The organism is Cobetia sp. SIMBA_158 (genome assembly GCF_046566945.1).
GTDB lineage: Bacteria > Pseudomonadota > Gammaproteobacteria > Pseudomonadales > Halomonadaceae > Cobetia > Cobetia amphilecti.
In genome coordinates this window covers 1-258 of the sequence record NZ_JAWJYL010000642.1, presented here as the reverse complement: position 1 = coordinate 258, position 258 = coordinate 1, and the positions used below count along the sequence as shown (strand labels likewise).

The following is a 258-nucleotide window of genomic DNA, read 5'->3' as shown; positions in this document are numbered from 1 at the left end:
GGTGTATCTCGCGCCCGTATTGCCTGAACTGACTAATAATGCCAAAGAGTTTTTGAACCTTGATGATTTGCGTTTTGCCAGTCGTAACGAGTGGTTGCTGGGTCATAAAATCAATAAGTTCAAACCACTGATGCAACGTATCGAAGAAAAAGATATTGAAGCAATGGTAGAACATTCTAAAGCATCATTAACTCAAGCAGACGCTCCTGCCCCGACTGACAATAGCAAGCCTGCCGCAAAAGACAAAGCACCTGCAAC

Annotated in this window: 1 pseudogene; it reads left to right on the top strand. The window is 43.8% G+C overall.

Annotation, left to right across the window (positions count from 1 at the left end):
* Positions 1 to 19: 19 nt before the first annotated feature.
* A pseudogene (gene metG, locus R2R70_RS21395) lies at positions 20 to 258 on the top strand (methionine--tRNA ligase); the annotation flags it as partial.